This window comes from Aquibium carbonis (assembly GCF_003970795.1).
Taxonomy (GTDB): Bacteria; Pseudomonadota; Alphaproteobacteria; order Rhizobiales; family Rhizobiaceae; genus Aquibium; species Aquibium carbonis.
The window spans coordinates 1-4,927 of record NZ_RWKW01000091.1 but is presented as its reverse complement, the minus strand read 5'-3'; the positions used below and the strand labels follow the sequence as shown (position 1 = coordinate 4,927).

Genomic DNA, 4,927 nt, shown 5'->3' with positions numbered 1-4,927 from the left:
AGCGAGCAGGCTGGTCCGACGCCTTCGCCAGATCAATCATCGGCCAAATGCGATAGCCCTACCGCGCCGACGACGGGCACTTGCCGCCATCTCCTTGTCATCGTACTGTATCATGGTCTTCGTAGACGGCACTCAAAGCTTCGCCGACGAGGGAGAATCACCATGCCGGCATCCATCATTGTGGACAGCGCATCTTCTGGAGCGGCGATGGCGGCGCTGGCTGGAAAAGCCCATCGATCCGCGGGCACGCTCGGCCGCATCGGCAACCTCCAGACCCGGCTCGCCCGTGATTCGTCCGAGGTGGCGGCGGCCCAGGAAGTCCGCTTCCGCGTCTTCTACGACGAGCTCGGCGCCAAGCGGCAGTTCGTCCATGCGCTGGAGCAGCGCGACGCCGACCGGTTCGACGCGATCTGCGACCACCTTCTCGTCCTCGACACCACGATCCCCGGCCCCGAGCACCGCCAGATCGTCGGCACCTACCGGCTGCTCCGCCAGGAAAGCGCGCTGGCGGCGGGCGGCTTCTATTCCGACGAGGAGTTCGAGCTCGAATCGCTGATGGCCCGCCATCCCGATCGCCGCTTCCTCGAGCTCGGCCGGTCCTGCGTCCTGCCGGAATACCGGTCGAAGCGCACCGTCGAGCTGCTCTGGCAGGGCATCTGGGCCTATTGCCGCATCCACGGCATCGACGTCATGACCGGCTGCGCCTCCTTCCACGGAACCGTGCCCGCCGCCCATGCCGAGGCCCTGTCGCTGCTCGCCCACAATTTCCGCCCCGATCCGGAATGGGACGTGCGGGCGATCGCCCCGCGCTACCGCTCGATGGACCTGATGCCCAGCGAAGCGGTCGACGTGCGCCGCGCGCTCGCGGCCATGCCGCCGCTGATCAAGGGCTACCTGCGCATCGGCGCGCGCTTCGGCGACGGCTGCGTCGTCGACGCGGATTTCGGCACCACCGACGTCTTCGTCGTCCTGTCGACCGACTGGATCGCCAACCGCTACATCAACTACTACGGCGCCGACGCCCAGCGCTTCGCCGCCTGAGCCGGCTACCCCCGGACGGGCGTCCCCCAGACGGGCGTCCCCCGGCGCGAAGGCCCGGCTCCGGCCGGGCCTGATCGGTTGATTCAGGTCAAGGCGACGCGGTCCTGCGCCCTCCATCAATGACGCGGTCATTCATTGATGGAGGTTCCCATGCCCACCGAAACCCTGATCGTCGTCGCCGCCGTCCTCGGCGCCTTCGCCTTCTTCACCGTGTCCGTCGTGTTCGTCGACATGACTTGGCGGGCCGACAGGAAATAAGCCGGCTACTGACCGGCGTTGTAGGCCGCGATCGCCGCCATGTTGACGATGTCCGAGTCCTTGGCGTTCAGCGACACGATCTGGACCGGCTTGTTCAGGCCGACGAGCAGCGGCCCGACGACCGTCGAGCCGCCGAGTTCCTGAAGCATCTTGGTCGAGATCGAGGCCGAGTGGAACGCCGGCATCACCAGCACGTTGGCCGGGCCCGACAGCCGGCAGAACGGATATTGCTGCATCAGCGTCGGGTTCAGCGCCACGTCGGCCGCCATCTCCCCGTCATACTCGAAGTCGACCCGGCGCTTGTCGAGGATCTTCACCGCCTCCTGCACCCGTTCCGAGCGCTCGCCGGCCGGGTGGCCGAAGGTCGAATAGGCCAGCATCGCCACGCGCGGTTCATAGCCCATGCGCCGCGCCATGCCGGCGGCTTCCTCGGCGATGTCGGCGATCTCGAGCGAGTTCGGCATGTCGTGCACGGCGGTGTCGGCCACGATCACCGTGCGGCCGCGCGCCAGCACGATCGAGGCGCCGATCACGCGATGGCCGGGCTTGGCGTCGATCACCCGGCGGATGTCGTCGAGCGCGGTCGAATAGTTGCGGGTCACGCCGGTCACCAGGCCGTCCGCGTCGCCCAGCGCCACCATCGTCGCGGCGAAATGGTTGCGGTCGTTGTTGATCAGCCGCTGGCAGTCGCGCAACAGGTAGCCCTTCCGCTGCAGGCGCTCGTAGAGATAGTCGGCATAGACCGCGTTGCGGCGTGACACCCGGGCGTTGATGATCTCGATGCCGGGCCGGTTCAGGTCGACGCCGGCTTGGCGCGCCGTCTCCTTGATCCGGTCGTCGCGGCCGACGAGGATCGCCGTGCCCAGCTTCTGGTTCACGTAGGACACCGCCGCGCGCATCACCTGCTCTTCCTCGCCCTCGGCGAAGACGATGCGCTTGGGCTGGCGGCGCACGCGGTCGTAGATGCGCTGCAGCGTCGAGGCGATCGGGTCGCGCCGGGCCGAGAGCTCCTGGGCATATTTCTCCATGTCGAGGATCGGCCGCCGCGCCACGCCCGAATCCATCGCGGCCTTCGCCACCGCGACGGGGATCGCCGAGATCAGGCGCGGGTCGAACGGCACCGGGATGATGTAGTTGACGCCGAATTTCGGCCGGTTGCCCTGGTAGGCGGCGGCCACGTCGTCCGGCACGTCCTGGCGGGCGAGTCCCGCCAGCGCCTCGGCGGCGGCCACCTTCATGGCGTCGTTGATGGTGGTCGCGCGAACGTCCAGCGCCCCGCGGAAGATGTAGGGAAAGCCCAGCACGTTGTTGACCTGGTTCGGATAGTCCGAGCGGCCCGTCGCCATGATGGCGTCGGTGCGGATCTCGGCCACTTCCTCGGGCGTGATTTCCGGGTCGGGGTTGGCCATGGCGAAGATGATCGGGTTCTTCGCCATCGACTGGATCATCGCATTGGTGAAGGCGCCGCGGGCCGAGAGGCCGAGCACGATGTCGGCGCCGTCCATGGCCTCGGCCAGCGTGCGGGCGTCGGTCTTGGCCGCATGCGCCGACTTCCACTGGTTCATGCCGTCCTCGCGGCCCTGGTAGACGACGCCCTTGGTGTCGCACAGGATCACGTTCTCGGGCGCAAAGCCCATGGCCTTCACCAGTTCGATGCAGGCGATGCCGGCCGCGCCCGCGCCGTTGCAGACGAGCTTCGCCGACTTCATGTCGCGCCCGGTGATCGCCAGCGCGTTGATCAGCCCGGCGGCGGCGATGATCGCCGTGCCGTGCTGGTCGTCGTGGAACACGGGAATGTCCATCAGTTCGCGCAGCCGCTGCTCGATGATGAAGCATTCCGGCGCCTTGATGTCCTCCAGGTTGATCCCGCCGAAGGACGGGCCGAGGAAGCGCACGCAGTTGATGAACTCGTCCGCGTCCTCGGTGTCCACCTCCAGGTCGATCGAATCCACGTCGGCGAAGCGCTTGAACAGCACCGCCTTGCCTTCCATCACCGGCTTGGAGGCCAGCGCGCCGAGATTGCCGAGGCCGAGAATCGCGGTGCCGTTGGAAATCACCGCCACCATGTTGCCGCGCGTCGTGTAGTCGAAGGCCCGGCTCGGATCCTCGGCGATCGCCTTCACCGGCACGGCCACGCCGGGCGAATAGGCCAGCGACAGGTCGCGCTGCGTGGCCATCGGCTTGGTGGGGTTGATCTCCAGCTTGCCCGGCCGGCCCATCGAGTGGAAGTCGAGCGCCTCCTGGGCGCTCACCGAGGGTCCCTGTTCGGTCCGGTCCTTGATGGGCATCTGCACTTCCCTCCCAAACCGCGCCGGTCGGGACGCGGGCATGCTTCTTTTGTGGAGCAACCGGATTAAGGCTACACAGAAGCGGCGTAAAGCGCCAAGCAGAGGATCGACGCCGGTTTTCCGTGCGGGATCCTCGACATCGCAGCCACGGACAAGCCTTGAGCCAGGAACGACCGAACCGATCCGATGCCGCCTCGGCGCCGACGCCGATGATGGAGCAGTTCATCGAGATCAAGGCGGCGAACCCGGATTCGCTGCTGTTCTACCGCATGGGCGACTTCTACGAGCTGTTCTTCGAGGACGCCGAGATCGCCAGCCGGGCGCTCGGCATCACGCTCACCAGGCGCGGCAAGCATCTGGGCCAGGACATCCCCATGTGCGGCGTGCCGATCCATGCCGCCGACGACTACCTCCAGAAGCTGATCGGGCTTGGCCATCGCGTCGCCGTCTGCGAGCAGATCGAGGATCCGGCGGAGGCCCGCAAGCGCGGTTCCAAGTCGGTGGTCAAGCGCGACGTCGTGCGCCTCGTCACGCCTGGCACCATCACCGAGGAAAAGCTGCTCGCGCCGTCGGAGGCCAACCACCTGATGGCGCTCGGCCGGGTGCGTGGCGAGGACGAGCTGGCGCTCGCCTGGATCGACATCTCCACCGGCAGTTTCCTGGTCTCCGTCACCACGCGCGACCGGCTGCTGGCCGAGATCATGCGGGTCGACCCGCGCGAGCTGATCGTGGCCGAGCCCGTCTTCCACGATCCCGAGTTCCGCGCCGTCTTCGACATGCTGGGGCGGGCCGTGACCCCGCTTCCCCCCAGCCTGTTCGAATCCGCCGCCTGCGCCGAGCGCGCGAGCCGCTTCTTCGGCGTGGCCACGCTCGACGGTTTCGGCCGCTTCTCGCGCGCCGAACTGTCGGCCATCGGCGCGGCCATCGGCTATGTCGAGCGCACCCAGAAGGCCGAGCGGCCGCCGCTGACGGCGCCGCAGCGCCAGGACGGCGCCACCACGCTGTTCATCGATCCCGCCACGCGCACCCATCTGGAGCTGGTGCGCACCCTGTCGGGCAGCCGCTCGGGCACGCTGTTCGAGGCCATCGACCGCACCCGCACCGGCGGCGGCGCGCGGCTGCTGGCCGAGCGTCTGACCTCGCCGTCCACCGATCCCGACGAGATCGGCCGGCGGCTGGATTCGGTGTCCTTCTTCCGCGGCGAGCGAACCCTCTGCGACCAGGTGCGGGCCGTCCTCAAGGGCGCGCCCGACATGCCGCGCGCCCTGTCGCGGCTGGCGCTCAACCGGGGCGGACCGCGCGACCTCGGCGCCCTGCGCATGGGCATGGAGGCCGCCGCC

Annotated in this window: 3 protein-coding genes; 2 read left to right on the top strand and 1 reads right to left on the bottom strand. The window is 68.2% G+C overall.

What is annotated here, in order from left to right; genetic code table 11:
* Window positions 1–162: 162 nt before the first annotated feature.
* Window positions 163–1,041, top strand: coding sequence for a l-ornithine N(alpha)-acyltransferase (olsB, locus tag EJC49_RS20755; RefSeq protein ID WP_126701848.1), 879 nt, complete (start codon window positions 163–165; stop codon window positions 1,039–1,041).
* A 263-nt stretch (window positions 1,042–1,304) separates the two neighbouring features.
* Here the strand turns inward: olsB and EJC49_RS20750 are convergent, their stop codons facing one another.
* Window positions 1,305–3,587: an NADP-dependent malic enzyme gene (locus EJC49_RS20750; RefSeq protein WP_170314811.1), complete on the bottom strand. Its 2,283-nt coding sequence runs from the start codon at window positions 3,585–3,587 to the stop codon at window positions 1,305–1,307.
* Between the two features lie 209 nt (window positions 3,588–3,796).
* Between EJC49_RS20750 and EJC49_RS20745 the strand changes: the two genes are divergently transcribed.
* Window positions 3,797–4,927, top strand: a 1,131-nt coding sequence (locus tag EJC49_RS20745) for a MutS family DNA mismatch repair protein (RefSeq protein ID WP_483458063.1), incomplete at its 3' end; no start/stop codon positions are given.